Source organism: Citrobacter freundii complex sp. 2024EL-00216, from assembly GCF_043945515.1.
In the GTDB taxonomy this organism is placed as follows: Bacteria; Pseudomonadota; Gammaproteobacteria; order Enterobacterales; family Enterobacteriaceae; genus Citrobacter; species Citrobacter portucalensis.
In genome coordinates, this window is sequence record NZ_JBIMRA010000009.1 from 97,168 (window position 1) to 122,631 (window position 25,464).

The window sequence follows — 25,464 nt, forward strand, 5'->3', positions numbered from 1 at the left end:
CCTTCAAAGTGCGACCGCGCAGCAGTTATATCAGGCCTGCCATGCCCTTACAACACCCGTTAATGATGGCAAGCCTAATCCGTTATCTAAATTAGCTATACAAAAAAAGGCTGGCAAGCCCGAAATGGCCTGCCAGCCCTGTTTTTATTAATGCTCTTTGCGCGAGGTCACTATTTTGCCGTCACAACCTGCATTCCAGAGGGTTCATTTTGCAACGCAAGAGTCAGAACTTCCTCAATACGTTTCACCGGGTGAATATTAAGATCGGCAATTACGTTGTCCGGAATCTCTTCCAGGTCACGTTTGTTCTCATCGGGAATTAAGACCGTCTTAATGCCGCCACGGTGTGCCGCCAGCAGTTTTTCTTTCAAACCACCGATAGGCAGAACCTGACCACGCAGGGTGATCTCACCCGTCATCGCCACGTCGGCGCGAACTGGGTTACCGGTAAGACAAGAAACCAGCGCAGTACACATAGCAATACCCGCACTTGGACCGTCTTTCGGCGTAGCCCCTTCAGGTACGTGAACGTGGATGTCGCGTTTTTCGTAAAAGTCCGGGTTAATACCCAGTTTTTCCGCACGCGCACGCACCACGGTCAGCGCAGCCTGAATCGACTCCTGCATGACTTCACCCAGAGAACCGGTGTAGGTCAACTTACCTTTACCCGGTACGCAGGCGGTTTCGATAGTCAGCAGATCGCCGCCCACTTCCGTCCACGCCAGACCCGTCACCTGACCAACGCGGTTTTCGTTGTCCGCGCGGCCATAGTCAAAGCGCTGTACACCCAGATAATCGTGCAGGTTGTCGCCATTGATCTCAATATGTTTCAGCGATTTATCCAGCAGCAGCTGTTTCACCGCTTTACGGCACAGTTTAGAGATTTCACGTTCCAGACTACGTACGCCTGCTTCACGGGTGTAGTAACGAATAATGCCCACAATGGCGCTATCGTCGACCGTCAGCTCACCTTTTTTCAGCGCATTACGCTCAATCTGTTTCGGCAACAGGTGACGTTTGGCAATGTTCAGCTTTTCGTCTTCGGTATAACCGGACAGACGGATCACTTCCATACGATCCAGCAACGGTGCCGGAATATTCATGGAGTTAGAGGTCGCAACAAACATTACGTCGCTGAGATCGTAGTCCACTTCCAGGTAGTGATCGCTGAACGCCACGTTCTGCTCTGGATCCAGCACCTCAAGCAGTGCGGAAGCCGGATCGCCACGCATGTCGGAAGACATTTTGTCGATCTCATCAAGCAGGAACAGCGGGTTTTTAACGCCCACTTTGGCCATTTTCTGGATCAGTTTACCCGGCATAGAACCGATATAGGTCCGGCGGTGGCCACGAATTTCGGCTTCATCACGCACGCCGCCCAGCGCCATACGGATGTATTTACGCCCAGTTGCCTTCGCAATGGACTGCCCCAGAGAGGTTTTACCTACCCCCGGCGGTCCAACCAGACACAGGATCGGCCCCTTGATTTTATTTACACGGCTTTGAACCGCGAGGTACTCAAGGATACGGTCTTTGACGCGCTCCAGACCATAATGGTCGGTATCGAGGATTTCCTGCGCCTGACGTAGGTCTTTTTTGACCTTGCTACGCGCATTCCACGGCACCTGTACCATCCAGTCGATGTAGCCACGCACCACAGTCGCTTCCGCCGACATAGGAGACATCATTTTCAGCTTCTGCAGTTCTGCTTCCGCTTTCTCTTTTGCCTCTTTCGGCATTTTCGCCGCGTCGATTTTACGCTTCAACGCTTCGTTTTCGTCCGGTGCATCGTCCATCTCACCGAGTTCTTTCTGAATAGCTTTCATCTGCTCGTTCAGATAGTACTCGCGCTGAGATTTTTCCATCTGCTTTTTCACACGGTTGCGAATGCGTTTCTCAACCTGCAGCAGATCGATTTCAGACTCCATCATCGCCATCAGATATTCCAGACGTTCGTTAACGTCGGACATCTCCAGCACGGACTGCTTGTCAGCCAGCTTCAGCGGCATGTGTGCAGCGATGGTATCCGCCAGACGTGCAGGATCGTCAATGCTGTTCAGCGACGTCAGCACTTCTGGTGGGATTTTCTTGTTCAGCTTGATATAGCCTTCGAACTGGCTGATAGCGGTACGCACCAGCACTTCCTGTTCGCGCTCATCAATAGCAGGCGAGTCAAGGTACTCTGCTTTCGCAGAGAAATGCTCGCCGTTGTCAGACAGCGCAGAAATACGCGCACGCTGTAACCCCTCGACCAGCACTTTTACGGTGCCGTCAGGCAGTTTCAGCATCTGCAAAATAGAGGCCACGGTCCCGACGGTGAAAAGATCGTTTACACCCGGCTCATCCGTTGACGCTTCTTTCTGTGCGACCAGCATGATTTTTTTATCATGGTCCATAGCCGCTTCCAGACAACGGATAGATTTTTCCCGCCCTACAAATAAGGGTATGACCATGTGCGGATAAACCACCACATCGCGCAACGGCAATACGGGGATTTCAATGCGTTCAGAACGCTCAGGATTCATAGAGCTCTCTCTTAGTTTAGTTTCCGCCAGGTAATCAGGTGGTACGACTGTGCTTCACACCACCTTTAACATGTATGTCAGTATATGGGGATGTTTCCCACACATTCAACGCCATGTTTACGGAAAAATAAAAGGGGAGATAAAATCCCCCCTTTTTAATTAAATGTCTGTATGAATTGATGAATTATTCGCCAGATGCCTGCTGCGCTTCCGGCTTACCGTAAATCAGCAATGGCTTGCTCTGACCGCCAATCACCGACTCATCGATCACCACTTTTTCGACGTCTTCCATAGAAGGCAGATCGTACATGGTGTCGAGCAGCGCGGCTTCGACGATAGAACGCAGACCACGAGCACCGGTTTTACGCGCCATCGCTTTCTTAGCGATCGCATCCAGCGCTTCCTCACGGAATTCCAGATCGACACCTTCAAGATTGAACAGCGCCTGGTACTGCTTGGTCAGGGCGTTTTTCGGCTCTTTGAGGATCTGGATCAATGCTTCTTCGCTCAGCTCGCTCAGCGTTGCCACAACCGGCAGACGACCGATGAACTCAGGGATCAGACCAAATTTGATCAGATCTTCCGGTTCAACCTGCGACAGCAGTTCACCTTCGCTGGCTTTATCAGACTGTGCTTTTACCGTTGCGCCAAAACCAATGCCGGAGCCGGTTTCAACACGGTTAGCAATCACTTTATCCAGACCGGCAAAGGCACCACCGCAGATAAACAGGATCTTGGAGGTATCAACCTGCAGGAATTCCTGCTGAGGATGTTTACGACCACCCTGCGGCGGAACGGCAGCAACCGTCCCTTCGATCAGTTTCAACAGCGCCTGCTGTACACCTTCGCCGGAAACGTCACGGGTAATAGATGGGTTATCAGACTTACGAGAAATCTTGTCGATCTCATCGATATAGACGATCCCACGCTGTGCTTTCTGCACGTCGTAATCGCACTTCTGCAACAGTTTCTGAATAATATTTTCAACATCTTCACCCACATAACCGGCTTCGGTCAGCGTGGTGGCATCAGCCATGGTGAACGGAACGTCCAGCAGGCGCGCCAGCGTTTCAGCCAGCAGCGTTTTACCGGAACCCGTCGGGCCAATCAGCAGGATGTTACTTTTGCCCAACTCGACGCCATTGCTGGTGTCGCCATTGCGCAGACGTTTGTAATGGTTGTATACCGCGACCGCCAGCACTTTCTTCGCCTGCTCCTGACCGATAACGTAATCGTCCAGGTGGTTGCGAATTTCATGTGGCGTCGGCAGCGCACTGCGTTCACGGTGCGGTGCTACTTCCTTAATCTCTTCGCGAATGATGTCGTTGCATAAATCAACACATTCGTCGCAGATATACACGGATGGACCGGCAATCAGCTTACGCACTTCATGCTGGCTTTTGCCGCAAAAAGAGCAGTACAACAATTTGCCCGAGCCATCTTTGCGTTTATCTGTCATGGGTCAAAACCTCTTCTTTGTTCTTTGTGCCGCACACGACGACGCAAATGCCATTCTCAGGCGCAAGACGCTAGTCAGCGTTGTGCCGCTCCAGGTAATTATAGCGGCACACCTGCGCACTGGGCATTAATTACGATGGGTCAAAATCGAGTCAACCAGACCGTACTCTACCGCTTCAGAAGCGGAGAGGAAGCGATCGCGCTCGGTATCACGTTCAATCTGCTCAAGAGATTGACCCGTATGATGCGCCATAAGTTCGTTCATGCGCCCTTTTACCTTCAGGATTTCACGGGCATGAATTTCAATATCCGTTGCCTGGCCCTGGTAACCGCCCAGAGGCTGGTGGATCATGACGCGAGAGTTAGGCAGGCAAAAACGTTTGCCTTTCGCCCCGGCGGTCAGCAGGAACGCGCCCATTGAGGCCGCCTGGCCCATACAAATGGTGCTGACGTCCGGCTTAATAAACTGCATGGTGTCATAGATAGACATCCCGGCAGTGATCACTCCACCAGGGGAGTTGATGTACAGGTAGATATCTTTTTCTGGGTTTTCTGCTTCCAGGAACAGCATCTGCGCCACGATCAGGTTAGCCATATGGTCTTCGACCTGGCCGGTCAGAAAAATGACGCGTTCCTTAAGTAGACGAGAATAGATATCAAAAGAGCGCTCACCACGTGAGGTCTGTTCAATGACCATCGGCACCAGCGCCATATGGGGTGCAAAGTTATCTCGTTCGCCGCTGTATGACATTTCCGTCTCCTGGATAAAATTTGAAAAAACCTGCTGTGCTGATTGTAACCTTATGGACGGATTATCAGCTAGTCCCTCAGTAATGGGTACGACATCGCCATAATTCAAGCATAACAATCTTTTGTTGTAACGCTAACACTGAAACGCTGTTTTCGCACTCTTCCCATGCAAAATGCGTGACAAAAAAAAACCCGCCACCAAAAGGTGACGGGCTTGCGTACGAAATTCGAGCTAAAAAAGCGACGAATTACGCCTGCTGGTTCATCAGTTCATTGAAGGAAGTGGCTTTTTCAGTCACTTTCGCTTTCGCCAGAACGGCTTCAACAGCCTGCTCTTCCAGAGCGACGTTACGCATGTTGTCCATCAGCTCTTTGTTTTTGCTGTAGAACTCAACAACTTCTTTCGGATCTTCGTAAGCAGAAGCCATCTCTTCGATCAGGCCTTTAACGCGATCTTCGTCAGCTTTCAGTTCGTTGGTACGAATCACTTCGCCCAGCAGCAGACCAACAACTACGCGACGCTTAGCCTGTTCTTCGAACAGTTCACGCGGCAGTTCCAGAGCTTGTTTCTCGTTGCCGCCGAAACGTTGTGCAGCCTGACGACGCAGAACGTCGATTTCGCTGTCGATCAGAGCAGCCGGAACGTCGATGTCGTTAGCTTTTACCAGACCTTCGATCGCCTGAGACTTAACGCGGTTACGCACAGCGCCTTTCAGCTCGCGTTCCATGTTTTTACGGACTTCAGCGCGCAGACCTGCTACGGAACCATCTTCAACGCCGAAACGTTTGATGAATTCTTCAGTCAGTTCCGGCAGTTCGCGTTCTTCAACTTTCTTCAGGTTGATAACGAACTTCGCAGCTTTACCTTTCAGGTTTTCAGCGTGGTATTCTTCCGGGAAGGTCACGTCGATAGTGAACTCTTCGCCAGCTTTGTGGCCTTTAACGCCTTCTTCAAAGCCCGGGATCATACGACCCTGGCCCATCGCCAGTACGAAGTCAGACGCTTTGCCGCCTTCGAACTCTTCGCCGTCTACAGAACCGGTGAAGTCGATGGTTACACGGTCTTCTGCATCAGCAGCGCCGTCTTTGTCTTTCCAGGTAGCCTGCTGCTTGCGCAGGGTGTCCAGCATTACGTCAACGTCAGCGTCGGTAACTTCAACAACCGGTTTTTCAACTTCGATTGCTTCCAGGCCAGTCAGCTCAACTTCCGGGTAAACTTCAAACTCTACCGCGTAAGTAAAATCTTCACCCAGTTTGTATTCGCCCGGAACGTAGTTCGGTGCGCCAGCCGGATTGATTTTTTCTTTGATGATCGCGTCAACGAAGTTGCGGCTCATCAGGTCACCCAGAACGTCCTGGCGAACAGACGCGCCATAACGCTGAGCAACAACATTCATCGGTACTTTTCCTTTGCGGAAACCGTCAATACGCACTTTCTTCGCTACGTTGACCAGCTCGCTTTTCACAGCGGTCTCGATGCTGTCAGCAGCGATAGTAATCGTTACACGGCGGCCAAGGCCTTGAGTGGTTTCAACTGAAACTTGCATCTTGTTACCTCAAAAAATCACAGTGCTCGGTCAACTCTTCTCCGCAAGCACAGGTTGTTGGCTTCGCGGAACTGGGATGTTCTCATAAGCAATCACATTCCCTGTCGTCAGAATCATCCCGAAGACATTCCGAAAAATAAGACGCGCATTATAGCGGCATCACTTTTATGAGTCGAGAACGGTTATCGCGCGTTGCTGCGGCTTTTTTCACAATTCCCGGCTAATTTTTGTCTGAATACTGTACGACTGCCCCAGAATTCAGACAAAACAAAACGGCCCGCAGGCCGTTTTCACATAATCTGTAGCAACATACTGGAAAAGCGTCGGTTGTTGCAAATCCGTTTTTACGCGATGCTTCCCGCTCCACGACACGGAGGCGATGCAAAAATCGTATCCTGCAACGCTTCCCACTCCTTAATAGTGTAGGTATGCAGGGCAAGCGCATGAACGGTTGTGGAAAGCTCCGCCGTTAACGTGCTGTAAATCATCCGATGACGATTAAGAAAACGTTCACCTGTAAAGCGATCGCTAACCAGTACAACCTTAAAGTGGCTTTCAGAACCAGCCGGGACATTGTGACGATAGCTTTCATCCACAACTTCGAGGAACACGGGTTCGAACGCTGCCCTTAATTTTTCTTCTATTTGCTCACGAATCATCATGAAATTTTTCCTCCGACAACGCTGAGATGTCACCCATCCCTTTAAATACTAGCCGCTTTTACCGTTTTCATTACACCTTAGCAACAAAAAATTAGCGCTTGTCTGATTTTCTCATTCAAACGGATGAAGTTCACTGATTCCTCACTCCAATTTATTGCAAAAAGTCCGTTTATAGTCTCCACAAAGTCATAAAACGGACAACACAATGAATTTACATGCGTTACCCACTTCCCCTCATCGTTGGCGATGTTATGATGGCGGGAATTTTCTCTAACCATACAATTTAGATTCGCTGAGAGCCCTGGCATGTTTAAAAAAATCCTCGTCCCGTTTGTCGCACTGTTTATGTTAGCTGGATGCGCAACGCCGCCGACTACTATTGAAGTCTCCCCGAAAATTACCCTGCCGCAGCAGGACCCGAGCCTGATGGGTGTGACCGTTAGCATCAACGGTGCCGACCAGCGCCAGGATCAAGCGCTGGCAAAAGTCACCCGTGACAACCAGCTGGTAACCCTGACCGCGTCCCGCGATCTGCGTTTCCTGCTACAAGAAGTGCTGGAAAAACAGATGACCGCACGTGGTTATATGATTGGACCAAACGGTGCAGTCAACCTGCAAATCATTGTTAACCAGCTGTATGCTGACGTGTCTCAGGGTAGCGTGCGCTATAACATCGCAACCAAAGCAGACATCGCCATCATCGCGACCGCCGCCAACGGCAACAAGATGACCAAAAACTACCGCGCAAGCTATTCTGTTGAAGGTGCCCTGCAGGCCTCTAACAAAAATATCGCTAACGCCGTTAACAGCGTACTGACCGACACCATCGCTGATATGTCTCAGGACACCAGCGTTCACGATTTCATCAAGCAGAACGCTCGTTAATTTCTGCCCATATGGCCCGGCGTTCGTCGGGCCTATAGAAGCCCATGTCCAGTCAATACTTACGTATTTTTCAGCAACCACGTTCAGCTATCCTGCTCATTCTGGGGTTCGCCTCCGGTTTACCGCTCGCACTCACCTCCGGTACGCTTCAGGCGTGGATGACAGTCGAGAATATCGATCTTAAAACCATCGGTTTCTTTTCCCTGGTCGGTCAGGCCTACGTATTTAAATTTCTCTGGTCCCCGTTGATGGACCGTTACACGCCACCGTTTTTAGGTCGACGTCGCGGCTGGCTGCTGGCGACCCAGGTGCTGTTGTTAATTTCTATCGCTGCGATGGGCTTTCTGGAGCCTGGCACACAGTTACGCTGGATGGCCGCACTCGCAGTAGTGATCGCTTTTTGCTCGGCATCGCAGGATATCGTCTTTGATGCCTGGAAAACCGACGTATTGCCCGCAGAAGACCGCGGTACCGGCGCGGCTATCAGCGTGCTGGGCTATCGATTAGGGATGCTGGTTTCAGGCGGATTGGCCTTGTGGATGGCCGATCGCTGGCTGGGCTGGCAAGGGATGTACTGGCTGATGGCTGCACTGTTGATTCCCTGTATCATCGCCACTCTGTTAGCACCTGAACCAACTGACACCATTCCGGTGCCTAAAACGCTGGAACAGGCAGTTGCGGCTCCGCTGCGAGACTTCTTTGGTCGTAACAACGCATGGCTGATCCTGCTGCTTATTGTGCTGTATAAGCTCGGGGATGCTTTCGCCATGAGCCTGACCACCACCTTTTTAATCCGCGGCGTTGGGTTTGATGCGGGTGAAGTTGGCGTGGTGAATAAGACGCTGGGGCTACTGGCGACCATTGTTGGCGCGCTGTACGGTGGGATCCTGATGCAGCGCCTCTCTCTGTTCCGCGCATTGCTTATTTTCGGCATCCTGCAAGGGGCGTCGAATGCGGGCTACTGGCTACTGTCCATCACTGACAAACACATGTTCAGCATGGCGGCGGCCGTCTTCTTTGAAAACCTGTGCGGCGGAATGGGCACAGCGGCATTTGTCGCTTTATTAATGACGCTGTGCAATAAGTCCTTCTCAGCGACCCAGTTCGCCCTGCTCTCCGCGCTTTCAGCCGTTGGTCGCGTTTACGTTGGCCCGGTAGCGGGTTGGTTTGTCGAAGCACACGGCTGGCCGACGTTTTATCTGTTCTCCGTATTTGCCGCGATCCCCGGCCTGATACTGCTGCTGGTATGTCGCCAGACCCTGGAACATAGCTGGCAAAATGAAAGCTTCATTCCGCGCACGGAATTTCGTGGAGCATACAGTCTGGCATTAATGACGCTAGTTGCGGGCTGCTGCCTGCTGCTGGTTTGGCTGCTGCTGTTAACCATGAACGCGCTGGATTACACCAACTTCTCCTTCCTGCCGGAACTGCTTGAAGTCTCAGTGGTAGTCGCGGTCTGCGGGGTCGTTTTTGGTGGATTGCTTGATTATCTGGCATTGCGCAAAACCCGTCTGGCATGATGTTGCATATTTATGCTCTAAATAATTCGAGTTACGGGAAGGCGGCGACGCAGCAAATCCCCAAGAGCTTACATAAGTAAGTGACTGGGGTGAGCGAGGAAAGCCAACACACCCGTAGCTTGAAGTATGACGAGCATATTTGGTCGTTGTAATCACCCTACGTAATTATAACGGCGAAATAAGCAACAACTGCTAAAAATAATATTTGTTATTTTGTGCGCCAAAGAATTTGGAAATTATTGACGCCTTTTATATATACTATTTTCCTTACTCGATTCAGCCAAGAAAGATTTATTTTTTGTTCCTCAATTGTCCGTTTATTGATAATCAATTGTTAAGCAATTGTTTTATTTTCGTATTGGTTATACCAATTGCCCTCAGTACGCCCCCCACCTGCCCGCTTTCGTTATAACGTGATGTTGCAACAGGTTCTTAAAGCCAAAGCGACATATATTGCAACATATGTGACATGCACGGCAGAACCCAGTAACACAGATCTAGAGATGTTTACAGTAATGTAACCTTCCCGTAAAATGCCCTCACACTTTAAACGCCACCCGGTCCCGTGGAATTGAGGTCGTTAAATGAGACTCAGGAAATACAATAAAAGTTTGGGATGGTTGTCATTAATTGCAGGCACTGCATTACTCAGTGGCTGTAATTCTGCGCTGCTTGACCCTAAAGGACAGATTGGACTGGAACAACGGTCATTGATACTGACGGCATTTGGCCTGATGTTGATTGTCGTTATTCCCGCCATCTTGATGGCTGTTGGTTTTGCCTGGAAGTATCGTGCAAGCAATAAAGATGCGAAGTACAGCCCGAACTGGTCACACTCCAATAAAGTGGAAGCTGTGGTCTGGACGGTGCCGATCTTAATCATCATTTTCCTTGCCGTTCTGACCTGGAAAACCACTCACGCTCTTGAGCCAAGCAAACCGCTGGCGCATGACGAGAAGCCCATTACCATCGAAGTGGTTTCCATGGACTGGAAATGGTTCTTCATCTATCCGGAACAGGGTATCGCTACCGTGAATGAAATCGCCTTCCCGGCGAATACTCCGGTTGAATTCAAAGTGACTTCCAACTCCGTGATGAACTCCTTCTTTATCCCGCGTCTGGGTAGCCAGATTTATGCCATGGCCGGTATGCAGACTCGACTGCATCTGATCGCTAACGAAGTCGGTACTTATGATGGTATCTCCGCAAGTTATAGCGGACCAGGCTTCTCCGGTATGAAGTTCAAGGCTATCGCAACAAAGGACCGCGCCGAATTCGACCAATGGGTTGCTAAAGCTAAACAGTCCACGAACACCATGAGCGACATGGCAGCGTTCGAGAAAGTGGCTGCGCCAAGCGAATACAACCAGGTGGAATACTTCTCCAACGTGAAACCGGATTTGTTTAAAGATGTTATTAACAAATTTATGGCTCACGGTAAGAGCATGGACATGACCCAACCCGAAGGTGAGCACAGCGCACACGAAGGAATGGAAGGCATGGACATGAGCCACGCGGAATCCGCTCACTAAGGGGCCGAGGAAGAATACGATGTTCGGAAAATTGACGCTGGATGCAGTTCCGTTCCATGAACCTATTGTCATGGTTACGATTGCTGCCATTATCATCGGTGGTGCGGCCTTACTGGGCCTTATCACTTACTTCGGTAAGTGGACCTACCTGTGGAAAGAGTGGCTAACCTCGGTTGACCACAAACGCCTTGGCATCATGTATGTCATCGTCGCAATCGTCATGTTGATTCGTGGCTTTGCCGACGCCATCATGATGCGTAGTCAGCAAGCGCTGGCTTCTGCAGGTGAAGCAGGCTTCCTGCCTCCTCACCACTACGACCAGATCTTCACGGCTCACGGCGTGATTATGATCTTCTTCGTGGCAATGCCATTTGTTATCGGTCTGATGAACCTGGTGGTTCCGCTGCAGATCGGCGCACGTGACGTTGCATTCCCGTTCCTGAACAACCTGAGCTTCTGGTTCACCGTTGTCGGCGTAATCCTGGTTAACCTTTCTCTGGGCGTGGGTGAATTCGCGCAGACCGGTTGGCTGGCGTATCCGCCACTTTCGGGAATAGAGTACAGTCCAAGCGTCGGGGTCGACTATTGGATATGGGCAGTCCAGTTGTCCGGTATTGGTACAACCCTGACCGGTATCAACTTCTTTGTGACCATCATTAAGATGCGTGCGCCAGGAATGACCATGTTCAAGATGCCGGTGTTTAGCTGGGCATCTCTGTGCGCGAACATCCTGATCATCGCTTCTTTCCCAATCCTGACGGTTACCGTCGCGTTGCTGACCCTGGATCGCTATCTGGGCACCCATTTCTTTACCAACGATATGGGCGGCAACATGATGATGTACATCAACCTGATTTGGGCCTGGGGCCATCCGGAAGTGTACATTCTGGTTCTGCCAGTCTTCGGTGTGTTCTCCGAAATCGCGGCAACCTTCTCACGTAAACGTCTGTTTGGTTACACCTCGCTGGTGTGGGCAACCGTGTGTATCACCGTTCTGTCGTTCGTTGTTTGGCTGCACCACTTCTTCACCATGGGTGCAGGCGCTAACGTAAACGCCTTCTTCGGTATCACCACCATGATTATCGCCATCCCGACCGGGGTGAAGATCTTCAACTGGCTGTTCACCATGTATCAGGGCCGTATCGTATTCCACTCAGCAATGCTGTGGACGATTGGCTTTATCGTCACCTTCTCAGTCGGCGGCATGACCGGTGTACTGCTGGCGGTGCCGGGTGCGGACTTCGTTCTGCACAACAGTCTGTTCCTGATTGCGCACTTCCATAACGTTATCATCGGCGGTGTCGTATTTGGATGCTTCGCTGGTATGACCTACTGGTGGCCAAAAGCGTTTGGCTTCACGCTGAACGAAACCTGGGGTAAACGCGCATTCTGGTTCTGGATCATCGGCTTCTTCGTAGCATTTATGCCGCTGTACGTGCTGGGCTTCATGGGTATGACCCGTCGCCTCAGCCAGCAGATTGATCCACAGTTCCATCCGATGCTGGTCGTTGCCGCCTGCGGCGCCGCGCTGATTGCACTGGGTATCCTGTGCCAGCTGATTCAGATCTTCGTTTCTATTCGCGACCGCGAGCAGAACCGTGACCTGACCGGTGACCCATGGGGTGGTCGTACGCTGGAGTGGGCAACCTCTTCCCCGCCTCCGTTCTATAACTTTGCCGTTGTGCCGCACGTTCACGAGCGTGATGCCTTCTGGGAAATGAAAGAAAAAGGTGAAGCGTACAAGCAGCCTGCGCACTATGAAGAAATTCATATGCCGAAGAACAGCGGTGCCGGTATCGTCATTACCGCCTTCGCAACACTGTTTGGTTTCGCCATGATCTGGCATATCTGGTGGCTGGCGATTGCAAGCTTCGCAGGCATGATCATCAGCTGGATTGTGAAAAGCTTTGATGAAGACGTGGATTACTACGTGCCGGTCCCGGAAGTCGAAAAACTGGAAAACCAGCATTTCGATGAGATTACTAAGGCAGGGCTGAATAATGGCAACTGATACTTTAACGCACGCGACTGCCCACGCGCACGAACACGGGCACCACGATGCAGGCCAGACCAAGATCTTCGGATTCTGGGTCTACCTGATGAGCGACTGCATTCTGTTCTCTATTCTGTTTGCAACCTATGCCGTTCTGGTGAACGGCACCGCAGGTGGCCCGACAGGTAAGGACATTTTTGAACTGCCGTTCGTTCTGGTTGAAACATTCCTGCTGTTATTCAGCTCCATTACTTACGGCATGGCAGCGATTGCCATGTACAAGAACAACAAGAGCCAGGTTATCTCCTGGCTGGCGTTGACCTTCTTGTTCGGTGCCGGATTCATCGGGATGGAACTCTATGAATTCCATCACCTGATTGTTAACGGTATGGGCCCGGATCGCAGCGGCTTCCTGTCTGCGTTCTTCGCGCTGGTCGGTACTCACGGTCTGCACGTCACCTCCGGTCTTATCTGGATGGCGGTGCTGATGGTGCAAGTTGCTCGTCGCGGCCTGACCAGTACTAACCGTACCCGCATCATGTGCCTGAGCCTGTTCTGGCACTTCCTGGATGTGGTGTGGATCTGTGTGTTCACTGTTGTTTATCTGATGGGGGCGATGTAATGAGTCATTCTAACGAGAGCGGCGGCGCATCCCATGGCAGCGTAAAAACCTACATGACAGGTTTTATCCTGTCGATCATCCTGACGGTCATTCCGTTCTGGATGGTGATGACAGGTTCTGCCTCACCGGCCGTCATTCTGGGAACTATTCTGGCAATGGCAGTGGTACAGATTCTGGTGCACCTGGTGTGCTTCCTGCACATGAATAGCAAATCTGATGAAGGTTGGAACATGACGGCCTTTGTCTTTACTGTGCTAATCATCGCCATCCTGGTTGTGGGCTCCATCTGGATTATGTGGAACCTTAACTACAACATGATGATGCACTAAGAGCGGCGATTATGATGTTTAAGCAATACCTGCAAGTAACGAAACCAGGCATCATCTTTGGCAACCTGATCTCGGTGATTGGGGGATTCCTGCTGGCCTCGAAAGGCAGCATTGATTATCCCCTGTTTATCTACACGCTGGTTGGGGTGTCACTGGTTGTGGCGTCGGGTTGTGTATTTAACAACTATATCGACAGGGATATCGACAGGAAGATGGAGAGGACCAAAAACCGCGTGCTGGTTAAAGGTCTGATTTCTCCTGCCGTCTCGCTGGTATACGCCACCTTGCTGGGTATTGCTGGCTTTATGCTGCTGTGGTTTGGTGCCAACCCTCTGGCCTGCTGGCTGGGGGTGATGGGCTTCGTGGTATACGTGGGCGTCTATAGCCTGTATATGAAGCGCCATTCCGTTTACGGTACGCTGATTGGCTCACTCTCCGGCGCTGCGCCGCCGGTGATTGGCTACTGTGCCGTAACCGGTGAGTTCGATAGCGGTGCGCTGATTCTGCTGGCTATTTTCAGCCTGTGGCAGATGCCGCACTCTTACGCGATTGCGATTTTCCGCTTCAAGGATTATCAGGCTGCCAACATCCCAGTACTGCCGGTGGTGAAAGGTATTTCGGTCGCGAAGAACCATATCACGCTGTACATCGTGGCGTTTGCTATCGCCACGCTGATGCTAACCCTGGGCGGCTATGCAGGTTATAAATACCTGATTGTTGCCGCGGCGGTGAGCGTCTGGTGGTTGGGCATGGCGCTGCGTGGTTATAAAGTGGAAGATGACAGAGTCTGGGCGCGCAAGCTGTTCGGTTTCTCCATCATCGCCATTACCGCGCTCAGCGTGATGATGTCGGTCGACTTTATGGTGCCAAACTCGCAGAACCTGCTGACTTACGTCTGGTAAGTTAATCGTCACACCTTCTATGCCGGATGGCGGCTGACGCCTTATCCGGCCTACAAAAAAGCACATAGCTTGTAGGCCGGATAAGTTACGTTCAGATCGCTATCCGGCATTTTCGTCTCCAGCCGACGCCCCTCACAACCCCAACATTTGTTAATAAAGCGCATATTTACCCAGCCTGCTTAGCGCTTTACACTAGGCGCGAAATTAATACAGAGGTGGGAATGAACGATTACAAAATGACGCCCAGTGAGTTGCGCGCCACCTGGGGTTTAGGGACCGTATTCTCGTTGCGCATGCTTGGCATGTTTATGGTCCTGCCGGTTCTGACCACTTACGGTATGGCGCTACAGGGTGCCAGCGAAGCGCTGATAGGCCTTGCTATCGGCATTTACGGTCTGGCCCAGGCCGTCTTCCAGATCCCCTTTGGCCTGCTCTCTGACCGCATCGGTCGTAAGCCGCTTATTGTCGGCGGGCTGGCGGTATTCGTTCTCGGCAGCATAATTGCTGCTCTCTCCGATTCAATCTGGGGCATTATTCTTGGTCGGGCTTTACAAGGCTCTGGCGCGATTGCTGCTGCCGTAATGGCGCTGCTTTCCGACTTAACTCGTGAGCAAAACCGTACCAAAGCGATGGCGTTTATCGGCGTCAGCTTTGGTATCACCTTCGCCATTGCGATGGTGCTGGGACCAATCGTTACCCATGCGCTGGGGCTACACGCGCTGTTCTGGATGATTGCAGCTCTTGCTAGCACGGGTATCGTGCTGACCATTTGGGTCGTTCCCAATAGCACAACCCACGTGCTGAACCGCGAGTCGGGCATGGTAAAAGGCAGCTTCAGTAAAGTGCTGGCAGAGCCCAAACTGCTGAAGCTCAACTTTGGCATCATGTGTTTGCACATATTGCTGATGTCCACCTTCGTCGCCTTACCGGGCCAACTGGCGAAAGCAGGCTTCCCCGCCGCAGAGCACTGGAAAATTTATCTGGTGACGATGCTGCTGTCCTTCGTTTCCGTGGTGCCGTTCATCATTTACGCCGAAGTGAAGCGCCGCATGAAACGCGTGTTCCTCGCCTGCGTGTTACTGATTCTTATTGCAGAGATTGTATTGTGGAGCGCTAACGTGCGTTTCTGGGGGTTGATTGCGGGCGTGCAGATATTCTTCCTCGCGTTCAACCTGATGGAAGCCCTCCTCCCCTCGCTTATCAGTAAAGAGTCTCCGGCTGGCTATAAAGGCACGGCAATGGGCGTTTACTCCACCAGCCAGTTTCTTGGCGTGGCGATTGGCGGTTCGCTCGGCGGTTGGGTGGTTGAAATGTTTGATGGTCAGGCCGTATTCCTGGCCGGTGCGCTTCTGGCGGCAGTGTGGTTATTGGTGGCGAGTACAATGAAAGAGCCGCCGTATGTCAGCAGCCTGCGGGTGGAAATCCCACCTGAAATTGCTGCGGATGACACCCTGAAGCAGCGTCTGCTGGCTAAAGAAGGGATAAGCGAAGTGTTAATTGTCGCGAAAGAACATTCGGCCTACGTGAAAATCGACAGCAAAGTCACCAATCGATTTGAGGTTGAGCAGGCCATCAGCCAGGCGTAAAGATGAGATTTGTCAGATGGCGGCTTACGCCATCTGACATAACGACTTAATCGCGGAAGTTCTTGAACTGGAACGGTTGACCGAGGTCGCCGCCGCGAACCAGCGCCATAACGGATTGCAGGTCGTCACGCGCCTTGCCGGTTACACGGATTTCTTCGCCCTGAATCTGCGCCTGCACCTTCAGTTTGCTGTCTTTGATCAGCTTAACGATTTTCTTTTGCACTGCGCTTTCAATGCCTTGTTTAAGCTTAGCTTCAACAAACCAGGTTTTACCGCTGTGCACGAAGGTTTCTGGTACGTCCAGCGACGTGCCTTCAATACCGCGTTTGAGCAGCTTGGCACGCAGAATATCCAGCAACTGATTGACCTGAAAATCAGACTCGCTCAGCACCTTAATCGTCTTATTTGACTCATTCAGCTCAAAAGTCGCTTCAACGCCACGAAAATCAAAGCGTGACTCCACTTCGCGGCTGGCGTTATCTACCGCGTTACGGGCTTCCTGAAGATCAACTTCAGAGACAATATCGAAAGATGGCATCTTTTCCTCTCCCTTCATTTTTGATGCGAAGCATAATACCTGCAAAGTTACCCAACAGACAGCGCTATACTAGGCTGTATCCTTTAATTGTACGTGGTACTGATACCTGCGAACAATAATGGGGTACGGCCGATATGGATTAACACCTGGTGCTGTTGCAGGTGAGGAGGAAGAATGAAAATTACCGTACTGGGATGTGGAGCGCTAGGACAGCTTTGGCTTACCGCGCTATGCAAACATGGACATGAGGTGCAAGGATGGCTACGCGTACCGCAACCCTATTGCAGCGTAAACCTGATCGACACGGATGGGTCAGTTTTTAATGAATCCCTGACGGCAAACGACCCCGACTTTTTGGCAAAAAGCGACCTGCTATTGGTCACCCTGAAAGCCTGGCAGGTTTCTGATGCGGTAAAAAGCCTGGCCGCAATTCTGCCTGAAACTACTCCCATTCTGCTGATTCACAACGGCATGGGGACAATTGAAGAGCTGCATAACATTAAGCAACCTCTGCTGATAGGCACCACCACCCACGCGGCACGCCGTGACGGCAACGTCATCATTCATGTCGCTCAGGGAACAACACGCATTGGTCCGGCACGTGAACAAGACGGTGATTTCAGTTATCTGGCTGAAGTCCTGCAAGAGGTGCTACCGGACGTCGCCTGGCACGACACTATTCGCGCCGAGCTGTGGCGAAAGCTGGCCGTCAACTGCGTCATTAACCCGCTGACCGCATTATGGAATTGCCCAAACGGCGAGTTACGCCATCATCCTGAAAAAATAGCACTCATCTGCGAGGAAGTGGCCGCGGTCATTGAACGCGAAGGCCACCACACATCTGTGGATGATTTACGCTATTATGTCGAGCAAGTGATTGACAGTACGGCGGAAAATATCTCATCAATGCTGCAAGACATTCGTGCCCTGCGTCATACAGAGATCGACTACATTACCGGATATTTGTTAAAACGCGCCCGCGCGCACGGCATCGCCGTCCCGGAAAACGCCCAACTGTTTGAAATGGTAAAGAGAAAGGAAAGTGAGTATGAGCGCTCAAGCACTGGTATGTCTCGCCCCTGGTAGTGAAGAGACCGAAGCGGTCACCACTATCGATCTGCTGGTGCGCGGCGGAATTAAGGTCACGACCGCTAGCGTCGCCAGCGATGGCGACCTGACGATCGTGTGCTCACGCGGAGTGAAGCTGCTGGCGGATGCGCCATTAGTCGAAGTTGCTGACGGCGATTTCGACATTATCGTGCTACCGGGCAGTATTAAAGGCGCCGAGTGTTTTCGCGACAGCCCGCTGCTAATCGAAACCGTGAAACAGTTTCATCGCTCCGGGCGCATTGTCGCGGCAATTTGCGCCGCGGCCGCCACCGTACTCGTCCCACACGATATTTTCCCCATCGGTAACATGACCGGTTTTCCGGCGCTGAAAGACAAAATTCCCGCTGACCAGTGGCAGGACAAGCGCGTCGTATGGGATCCTCGCGTCAACCTGTTAACCAGCCAGGGACCGGGAACCTCAATCGATTTCGGTTTAAAAATCATTGATCTGCTGGTGAGCCGCGAAAAAGCTCACGAGGTGGCGTCACAACTGGTGATGGCCGCGGGAATCTATAACTACTACGAGTAAATCTTCGAGCCACTCCCTTATAAGGAATCATAATGAAAGGATATCTGAGTGGAGTGGCTTTACTGCTCCTTTCCGGTTATGCCACAGCGACGCAACTCGAAATAAAGAGTATTGAATATCGCTATCCCGGAAGCACTGAAATGCAGTATCGCGTGCCATGGTTTTCCTCGACGGATAACCCCAACGTTGCAAAACGCATTAACGATTATATTTTCGCAAGCTTTATCAATCAGCTACCGGGTAATACTCCACAGGCCACAGTAAATCAGTTTGCGAAATCAGCCATGAATCCCACCGCAAACCTTGACTACACGGTTGAGTATCGCGACGCAAAAATCCTGACGCTCAACATGTTTATCGAAGGCTGCGGGGCGTATTGCGAGTCGTACAATGTGCCGATAAGCTTCGATTTAGCCAGCGGTGCGGCAATTACCCTTAACGATCTCTTTTCCCGGGCTACAATCGCCGAATTAAACACCCGCATCAGAAAAGATATCCGCGGCCAAATCGATACCTTTGTTACGGCGCATAATTCGCAAACACCAGAAAAAATAAAAGAAGATAAAGGTGAAGATTTTAACTATGCCGAATTCTACGCATCGTGCGCAACCTACACCGATGGTTTGTACTACATCGACAAATTCTCCCTGCAAAAAGACCACCTGGCTTTCCTGAACGGACGCTGTAGCAACCACGCCAGCCGTGCGTTCGACGAGTTGGGTGATTTCACAACGAAAATCCCAACCGCGGAACTGCAAAATCAGCTCACACCGTACGGCCAATATCTGACTACCGCAAAGAGTACAACACCAGTTTCGCCAGCGCCCGGCATTGACGGCAAAGTCATGTACGGCACGCTGGGAAAAAGCATGCGTATTGTGTTGAAGGTGGACTGCAAATACGGTGATTTTTTTGAAGGGGCTTACTTTTACCAAAAATTTGGCGCACCGATTGAATTGACCGGCAAATGCGACACAGCCGACAATCAACATTATGAACTGAAGACATCTGCGGCTGAACAAACGCAAGAGAAGATAACGCTAGAGTTAAAAGACGGTGTCTATCAGGGGGTCTGGGAGTCGAACGGGAAGACGCTTCCCGTTCGTTTTGAATAATATCGTTATATTGCCGGATGGAGGCGTAACCGCCTTATCCGGCCTACAACACGATGTTTACTCAATTACGGGCGATACACCTTCACATTTTCAAAGCCCTGCTCGCGCAGATAAAGCGCCTGCAGGCGACTCATCACCCCGCGTTCACACCACAGCAGCCAGGTTTTACTCTGGTCCAGATCGCCGAATTTAGTGCTCAGCTTGTAGAATGGCAGAGAAACGACGTCCACACCTTCAACCTTCAGCGGTTTATCATCCTGTTCATCCACAGAACGGATATCAAGGATTACGTCATTCGGGCCGAAACCGCTCACGGTTTCCACTTCTACCACGGTCTGCTGCGTCTGCTGGGCGATATCGCGAATATCGATATTGTTCGCTTCTTCAACCACTTTATCGAGGATAGAGAAATCGAAGTTTTCTTCTTCGGCCTCAATCTTCGCTTTGATCGCTTTCACCGTCGGGCTTTTTGAAATTACACCGCAGTATTCCGGCATGGTACGGGCAAAGTCCTCGGTACCAATTTCACGCGCCAGATTGATGATGTGCTCTTTATCATGGGAGATAAGCGGGCGCAGAATCAGGGTGTCAGAAACGTTATCGATCAGACGCAGGTTGGTCAGCGTCTGGCTGGACACCTGGCCCAGTGCTTCACCGGTTACCAGCGCCTGTACGCCGTAGCGCTCAGCGACTTTCGACGCCGCGCGAACCATCATACGTTTGAGAACCACGCCCATCTGGCCGTCATCAACTTTCTCCAGGATCTCACCGACCACCGGTTCAAAGTTGATAGCAACAAAACGCACGCGATGCGAACTACCGAAGCGATTCCACAGGTAATGCGCCACCTGGCGAACGCCGATTTCATGCGCTGCGCCGCCAAGGTTAAAGAAGCAATAGTGTACGCGGCAGCCGCGACGCATCAGCATGTAGCTGGATACACCAGAGTCGAAACCACCGGAGATCAGCGACAGGACGTCTTCCTGCGTACCAATCGGGAAACCGCCAATACCTTCATAGCGGCCTTTAACCAGCAGCAGACGATCATTTTCGATTTCAAGATTAACGGTCACATCCGGCTTCGTCAGCTTCACGCGCGCGGATTCAATATGCTGGTTCAACCCGCCGCCAACATAACGTTCCACCTCAATGGAGCTAAACTCATGCTTCCCGCGACGCTTAACGCGTACACAGAAGGTTTTACCTTCCAGTTGATCGCGATACTGCACCAGTGCCTTCTCGAAAATATCGTGCATATCGGTAAACGGCACGTCTTCTACTTCGAGAATGTGGTGGATACCCGGAATACGGGTCAGCGCGTCGCGAATATCCAGGCGCTGGCTTTCATCTTTAGCGCGAACCTCAACGTGATCCCAGTGACGGACAACGGCAAGGTCTTCATCGTAGTGCTTTAAAACGTTACGAATGTTCCCTGTCAGAATTTTTATAAAGCGCAAACGCACAGATTGGCTTTTGATGGTGATTTCTGGGAACAATTTAATGATAAACTTCATGGCGGCAATGGTTCTTAGGCAAGTCGGAATGACTTGTAATGGAAAAAAATACAGCAGCCCATACCCGCGACTGCATCCAGGCGCGCAAGTATATCACCATCACGCGGCTACTGTGCACATTGCGCGTTATTTGCTTATCAGTGCGAGTCCGTTACCATAGTCTTGTGCTGCCAATACAGAGAGTCAGACATTCATTATGCCGAAGAAAAATGAAGCGCCCGCCAGTTTTGAAACCGCGCTGAGCGAGCTGGAACAAATTGTTACCCGTCTGGAAGGCGGCGACCTGCCGTTAGAAGAAGCGTTGAACGAATTCGAACGTGGCGTACAGTTGGCGCGTCAGGGACAGGTCAAATTGCAACAGGCTGAACAGCGCGTACAAATCCTGCTGTCAGATACTGAAGACGCCGCCCTTACGCCTTTTACACCGGATAATGAGTAAATGGATTTTACGCAGCAGCTACAGGCTTGCGTTGAGCAGGCAAACCAGGCACTGAGCCATTTTATCGCGCCACTGCCCTTTCAGAACACTCCCGTGGTAGAAACCATGCAATATGGCGCATTATTAGGCGGTAAACGTCTGCGCCCGTTCCTGGTATATGCGACCGGTCAGATGTTTGGTGTCAGCCTGAGTACGCTTGATGCTCCCGCTGCCGCCGTCGAATGCATTCATGCCTATTCGCTGATGCACGATGATTTGCCCGCGATGGATGACGATGACCTGCGACGCGGTCTGCCGACTTGCCACGTAAAATTTGGCGAGGCAAATGCAATCCTGGCCGGAGATGCGCTACAAACGCTGGCATTCTCCATTATCAGCGACGCCCCAATGCCGGAAGTCACTGACCGTGACCGCATCGCGATGATCTCTGAACTGGCTCAGGCCAGCGGTATCGCCGGTATGTGCGGCGGCCAGGCACTGGATCTGGAAGCTGAAGGTCATCAGGTTGAGCTGGATGCACTGGAGCGGATTCACCGCCATAAAACCGGAGCATTGATTCGCGCCGCCGTGCGTTTGGGGGCGTTAAGTGCTGGCGATAAAGGGCGAGAATGCCTGCCAATACTCGACAAATACGCAGAAAGCATCGGTCTGGCTTTCCAGGTTCAGGATGACATCCTGGATGTGGTAGGCGATACTGCAACATTGGGTAAACGTCAGGGTGCTGACCAGCAGCTTGGCAAAAGTACCTATCCTGCACTTCTGGGTCTTGAGCAAGCCCAGAATAAAGCCCGGGATTTAATCGAGGACGCCCGCCAGTCGCTAAGTCTGCTGGCCGCACAGTCACTCGATACCTCGGCACTGGAAGCGCTAGCGGACTACATAATCCAGCGTGATAAATAAACCAACATATCCCATGAGCTTGCGATGAGTTTTGATATAGCCAAATACCCGACCCTGGCGCTGGTCGACTCCACCCAGGAGTTACGTCTGCTGCCAAAAGAGAGCCTGCCAAAGCTTTGCGACGAACTGCGCCGCTATTTGCTCGACAGCGTAAGCCGTTCCAGCGGGCACTTCGCCTCTGGTCTGGGCACGGTGGAACTCACCGTCGCGCTGCACTATGTCTACAACACCCCGTTTGACCAGTTAATCTGGGATGTGGGACATCAGGCTTATCCGCACAAAATTCTGACTGGTCGCCGCGATAAAATCGGCACCATTCGTCAGAAAGGCGGCCTGCATCCGTTCCCATGGCGCGGTGAGAGCGAGTATGACGTACTGAGCGTTGGGCACTCTTCTACCTCCATCAGCGCAGGTATCGGTATTGCCGTTGCCGCCGAGAAAGAAGGTAAAGAGCGCCGTACCGTGTGTGTGATTGGTGATGGTGCCATCACCGCTGGGATGGCGTTTGAAGCGATGAACCACGCGGGCGATATTAGGCCCGACATGCTGGTTATCCTCAACGACAACGAAATGTCGATTTCAGAGAACGTTGGCGCGCTGAACAATCATCTGGCACAGCTGCTCTCTGGCAAACTCTACTCCTCGCTGCGCGAAGGCGGGAAGAAAGTCTTCTCCGGCGTGCCGCCGATTAAAGAACTGCTCAAACGTACCGAAGAACACATTAAAGGTATGGTTGTGCCGGGGACTCTGTTTGAAGAACTGGGCTTTAACTATATCGGTCCGGTGGACGGTCACGACGTGCTGGGGCTTATTACTACGCTCAAAAACATGCGCGATCTGAAAGGCCCGCAGTTCCTGCACATCATGACCAAAAAGGGTCGTGGCTATGAGCCTGCGGAAAAAGATCCGATAACCTTCCACGCGGTACCCAAATTCGATCCGTCCAGCGGATGCCTGCCGAAAAGCAGTGGCGGCCTGCCGAGCTATTCAAAAATTTTCGGTGACTGGCTGTGCGAGACCGCAGCGAAAGACAATAAGCTGATGGCAATCACCCCGGCGATGCGCGAAGGTTCCGGAATGGTGGAGTTTTCACGTAAGTTCCCGGATCGCTATTTCGATGTGGCGATTGCCGAGCAGCACGCGGTGACGTTTGCTGCCGGTCTGGCGATTGGCGGCTACAAGCCGGTGGTAGCCATTTACTCGACCTTCCTGCAACGCGCCTACGATCAGGTGCTGCACGATGTAGCCATCCAGAAACTGCCGGTCCTGTTCGCCGTTGACCGGGCAGGGATTGTTGGCGCAGATGGACAAACCCATCAGGGGGCGTTCGATCTCTCCTTCCTGCGCTGCATCCCGGAAATGGTCATCATGACCCCGAGTGATGAAAACGAATGCCGCCAGATGCTGTTCACCGGCTATCACTACAACGACGGTCCAACGGTCGTGCGCTACCCACGCGGCAACGCGGTAGGCGTTGAGCTGACCCCGCTGGAACAACTGCCAATTGGTAAAGGCATCGTGAAACGTCACGGGGAAAAAGTGGCGATTCTCAACTTCGGCACCCTGATGCCGGAAGCCGCTCAGGTCGCAGAGTCGCTGAACGCCACGCTGGTCGATATGCGCTTTGTAAAACCACTGGATGAAACGTTGATCCTTGAAATGGCTGCCCAACACGAGGTGCTGGTTACCATTGAAGAGAACGCCATTATGGGTGGTGCTGGCAGCGGCGTAAACGAAGTGCTGATGGCCCATCGTAAGCCCGTCCCGGTGCTGAACATTGGCCTACCAGACTTCTTCATCCCGCAGGGAACTCAGGATGAAGCCCGTGCCGATCTGGGTTTGAATGCCGCCGGAATTGAGACCAAAATCAAGGCCTGGCTGGCATAATCCCCTCCCCGCTCCTGCTATGCTTAATTCATCACGAGCTAAGCAGGAGTGGATTGATGAAATACAACATCTTAGGAAAAACCGACCTACGGGTCTCCCGCCTTTGCCTGGGTTGCATGACATTTGGCGAGCCCAATCGCGGCAATCACGCCTGGACGCTACCTGAAGAAAGCAGCCGCCCGATAATCAAACACGCCCTTGAGGGTGGCATTAACTTTTTCGATACCGCCAACAGCTACTCCGCTGGCAGCAGCGAAGAGATTGTCGGTCGCGCACTGCGTGATTTCGCCCGCCGCGAAGATGTCGTGGTCGCTACCAAGGTTTTTCACCAGGTGGATGATTTAGCGGAAGGTTTATCCCGCGCACAAATCCTGCGCTCAATCGACGACAGCCTCAGACGCCTGGGTATGGACTATGTGGACATCCTGCAAATTCACCGCTGGGATTACAACACGCCAATCGAAGAAACGCTGGAGGCTCTAAACGACGTCGTGAAAGCCGGTAAAGCTCGCTATATTGGCGCCTCATCCATGCACGCTTCGCAGTTTGCCCAGGCTCTTGCCTTACAGAAGCAACACGGCTGGGCGCAGTTCGTCAGCATGCAGGATCACTACAACCTGATCTACCGCGAAGAAGAACGCGAAATGCTGCCGCTTTGCTATCAGGAAGGCGTGGCCGTTATCCCATGGAGCCCGCTGGCGCGCGGTCGCCTGACGCGTCCCTGGGGAGAAACGACCGCACGTCTGGTTTCCGATGAAGTCGGTAAAAATTTGTACAACGAGAGCGATGAAAACGACGCGCAAATCGCCGCACGACTGACCGGTGTCAGTGAGGAGTTGGGTGTAACGCGGGCACAGGTTGCGCTGGCCTGGCTGCTGAGCAAACCCGGCGTGGCAGCGCCAATTATTGGCTCTTCACGTGAGGAACAGCTGGATGAGTTGCTTAACGCGGTAGATTTAACATTGAAGCCGGAGCAGATTGCCGAGCTGGAAACGCCGTACAAACAGCATCCGGTGGTGGGATTTAAATAAGCGAGGTTGTAGATTGTAGGCCGGATAAGCATAGCGCATCCGGCACTGATCGCCCGATGTCGCGGCGCTTATCGGGCCTACAATAGTCCA

22 protein-coding genes are annotated in these 25,464 nt (G+C 52.0%); 15 read left to right on the top strand and 7 right to left on the bottom strand.

Features of this window, described 5'->3' with window-relative positions; all coding sequences use genetic code 11:
* Positions 1-170: 170 nt before the first annotated feature.
* From lon to bolA, 5 genes are all read right to left on the bottom strand, one after another.
* A complete protein-coding gene (gene lon / locus ACHHZ7_RS13840; RefSeq protein ID WP_003831014.1) occupies positions 171-2,525 on the bottom strand; it encodes an endopeptidase La in 2,355 nt (784 codons plus the stop codon).
* Positions 2,526-2,709: 184 nt separating this feature from the next.
* Positions 2,710-3,984 carry an ATP-dependent protease ATP-binding subunit ClpX gene (gene clpX, locus ACHHZ7_RS13845; protein WP_003831013.1) on the bottom strand — a complete coding sequence of 425 codons (1,275 nt, stop codon included), beginning with the start codon at positions 3,982-3,984 and terminating at the stop codon, positions 2,710-2,712.
* Between the two features lie 126 nt (positions 3,985-4,110).
* A complete protein-coding gene (clpP, locus tag ACHHZ7_RS13850) occupies positions 4,111-4,734 on the bottom strand; it encodes an ATP-dependent Clp endopeptidase proteolytic subunit ClpP (protein ID WP_003021624.1) in 624 nt (207 codons plus the stop codon).
* 247 nt (positions 4,735-4,981) lie between these two features.
* Positions 4,982-6,280: a trigger factor gene (gene tig / locus ACHHZ7_RS13855; RefSeq protein ID WP_003021622.1), complete on the bottom strand. Its 1,299-nt coding sequence runs from the start codon at positions 6,278-6,280 to the stop codon at positions 4,982-4,984.
* Between the two features lie 344 nt (positions 6,281-6,624).
* Positions 6,625-6,942, bottom strand: coding sequence for a transcriptional regulator BolA (bolA, locus tag ACHHZ7_RS13860; RefSeq protein ID WP_003021619.1), 318 nt, complete (start codon positions 6,940-6,942; stop codon positions 6,625-6,627).
* 306 nt (positions 6,943-7,248) lie between these two features.
* Here bolA and ACHHZ7_RS13865 point away from each other — a divergent pair, with 306 nt between their 5' ends.
* The 8 genes from ACHHZ7_RS13865 to ACHHZ7_RS13900 all read left to right on the top strand — a co-directional run bounded on the left by ACHHZ7_RS13865 (position 7,249) and on the right by ACHHZ7_RS13900 (position 16,311).
* Positions 7,249-7,827 (top strand): lipoprotein, encoded by a 579-nt coding sequence (locus tag ACHHZ7_RS13865; protein ID WP_032941838.1) that lies wholly within the window; start codon positions 7,249-7,251, stop codon positions 7,825-7,827.
* A gap of 44 nt (positions 7,828-7,871) precedes the next feature.
* Positions 7,872-9,347, top strand: a complete 1,476-nt coding sequence (gene ampG, locus ACHHZ7_RS13870; RefSeq protein WP_048214791.1) for a muropeptide MFS transporter AmpG — start codon at positions 7,872-7,874, stop codon at positions 9,345-9,347.
* Between the two features lie 584 nt (positions 9,348-9,931).
* Complete coding sequence (gene cyoA, locus ACHHZ7_RS13875) at positions 9,932-10,879, top strand: cytochrome o ubiquinol oxidase subunit II (RefSeq protein ID WP_032942534.1); 948 nt, start codon at positions 9,932-9,934, stop codon at positions 10,877-10,879.
* A 19-nt stretch (positions 10,880-10,898) separates the two neighbouring features.
* Entirely contained in the window at positions 10,899-12,890 is a 1,992-nt protein-coding gene (cyoB, locus tag ACHHZ7_RS13880; protein WP_060682656.1) for a cytochrome o ubiquinol oxidase subunit I, read from the top strand.
* Complete coding sequence (locus ACHHZ7_RS13885) at positions 12,880-13,494, top strand: cytochrome o ubiquinol oxidase subunit III (protein ID WP_003831007.1); 615 nt, start codon at positions 12,880-12,882, stop codon at positions 13,492-13,494. Before cyoB ends, ACHHZ7_RS13885 begins: the two co-directional genes overlap by 11 nt.
* Positions 13,494-13,823 carry a cytochrome o ubiquinol oxidase subunit IV gene (locus ACHHZ7_RS13890; protein WP_003831006.1) on the top strand — a complete coding sequence of 110 codons (330 nt, stop codon included), beginning with the start codon at positions 13,494-13,496 and terminating at the stop codon, positions 13,821-13,823. Before ACHHZ7_RS13885 ends, ACHHZ7_RS13890 begins: the two co-directional genes overlap by 1 nt.
* Positions 13,824-13,834: 11 nt before the next feature.
* Positions 13,835-14,725: a heme o synthase gene (gene cyoE, locus ACHHZ7_RS13895; protein WP_003831005.1), complete on the top strand. Its 891-nt coding sequence runs from the start codon at positions 13,835-13,837 to the stop codon at positions 14,723-14,725.
* Positions 14,726-14,946: 221 nt separating this feature from the next.
* Complete coding sequence (locus ACHHZ7_RS13900; protein WP_060682657.1) at positions 14,947-16,311, top strand: MFS transporter; 1,365 nt, start codon at positions 14,947-14,949, stop codon at positions 16,309-16,311.
* A 46-nt stretch (positions 16,312-16,357) separates the two neighbouring features.
* On the opposite strand, the gene ACHHZ7_RS13905 is transcribed toward ACHHZ7_RS13900, so the two are convergent.
* A complete protein-coding gene (locus ACHHZ7_RS13905; RefSeq protein WP_003831002.1) occupies positions 16,358-16,849 on the bottom strand; it encodes a YajQ family cyclic di-GMP-binding protein in 492 nt (163 codons plus the stop codon).
* Positions 16,850-17,023: 174 nt separating this feature from the next.
* Between ACHHZ7_RS13905 and panE the strand changes: the two genes are divergently transcribed.
* The 3 genes from panE to ACHHZ7_RS13920 are packed head-to-tail and all read left to right on the top strand — an operon-like array spanning position 17,024 to position 19,603.
* On the top strand, positions 17,024-17,935 hold the full coding sequence (panE, locus tag ACHHZ7_RS13910; protein ID WP_060682658.1) for a 2-dehydropantoate 2-reductase: 912 nt from the start codon (positions 17,024-17,026) through the stop codon (positions 17,933-17,935).
* Entirely contained in the window at positions 17,898-18,488 is a 591-nt protein-coding gene (gene yajL / locus ACHHZ7_RS13915) for a protein deglycase YajL (RefSeq protein ID WP_060682659.1), read from the top strand. The genes panE and yajL overlap by 38 nt, the downstream gene beginning before the upstream one ends.
* Positions 18,489-18,520: 32 nt before the next feature.
* On the top strand, positions 18,521-19,603 hold the full coding sequence (locus tag ACHHZ7_RS13920; RefSeq protein ID WP_060682660.1) for a hypothetical protein: 1,083 nt from the start codon (positions 18,521-18,523) through the stop codon (positions 19,601-19,603).
* A 65-nt stretch (positions 19,604-19,668) separates the two neighbouring features.
* Here ACHHZ7_RS13920 and thiI read toward each other — a convergent pair whose 3' ends face one another.
* On the bottom strand, positions 19,669-21,117 hold the full coding sequence (gene thiI, locus ACHHZ7_RS13925) for a tRNA uracil 4-sulfurtransferase ThiI (protein ID WP_008783933.1): 1,449 nt from the start codon (positions 21,115-21,117) through the stop codon (positions 19,669-19,671).
* Between the two features lie 196 nt (positions 21,118-21,313).
* Between thiI and xseB the strand changes: the two genes are divergently transcribed.
* Genes xseB through yajO form a run of 4 tightly spaced genes read left to right on the top strand, consistent with a single transcriptional unit; the run spans position 21,314 to position 25,374 of the window.
* Positions 21,314-21,556, top strand: coding sequence for an exodeoxyribonuclease VII small subunit (gene xseB, locus ACHHZ7_RS13930; protein ID WP_003021586.1), 243 nt, complete (start codon positions 21,314-21,316; stop codon positions 21,554-21,556).
* On the top strand, positions 21,557-22,456 hold the full coding sequence (ispA, locus tag ACHHZ7_RS13935; RefSeq protein WP_060682661.1) for a (2E,6E)-farnesyl diphosphate synthase: 900 nt from the start codon (positions 21,557-21,559) through the stop codon (positions 22,454-22,456).
* 24 nt (positions 22,457-22,480) lie between these two features.
* A complete protein-coding gene (dxs, locus tag ACHHZ7_RS13940) occupies positions 22,481-24,343 on the top strand; it encodes a 1-deoxy-D-xylulose-5-phosphate synthase (protein ID WP_003830996.1) in 1,863 nt (620 codons plus the stop codon).
* A gap of 56 nt (positions 24,344-24,399) precedes the next feature.
* Positions 24,400-25,374 carry a 1-deoxyxylulose-5-phosphate synthase YajO gene (gene yajO, locus ACHHZ7_RS13945; RefSeq protein ID WP_008783931.1) on the top strand — a complete coding sequence of 325 codons (975 nt, stop codon included), beginning with the start codon at positions 24,400-24,402 and terminating at the stop codon, positions 25,372-25,374.
* Positions 25,375-25,464: the final 90 nt, after the last annotated feature.